This window comes from Aeromonas aquatilis (assembly GCF_054052405.1).
The window spans coordinates 1-366 of record NZ_JBSTYP010000191.1 but is presented as its reverse complement, the minus strand read 5'-3'; the positions used below and the strand labels follow the sequence as shown (position 1 = coordinate 366).

Annotated in this window: 1 pseudogene; it reads right to left on the bottom strand. The window is 55.2% G+C overall.

Going from position 1 to position 366, the window contains the following annotated elements:
- Window positions 1-366: pseudogene (locus ACW5W8_RS23965) on the bottom strand (integrase); the annotation flags it as partial.

The window sequence follows — 366 nt, the reverse complement described above, 5'->3', positions numbered from 1 at the left end:
ACTCATCGGTGATGGCGCGGCGCTGATAACGGGCACTCTGGTACTTCTCGTTTGGGGTCATCCCCAGTGAGCTGTGCTTTTTGTTGTGGTAGCGGGCATCCAGCCAGTTATCGAGCAGGGTCTGCAGCTCTTGTGCTGTCATCGCCAACTCAAAAATCTCTTTTTCCGCATCCGGTTTGCGCTTTTCCTCGAGCCGCTGAGCAAAGCTCTTGCGCGCCTCGATCACCTGACGGTCTGCCACGCAGTGGCCTATATAGGAGGGCAACAACTCGATCAGGCCGTGGCTCAGGGTGCGGAAAAATCGCTCGATAAAGGGCTTTTCCCAACCCGAATAGGCATTGGATCGGCTGACATTGATATCCAGCA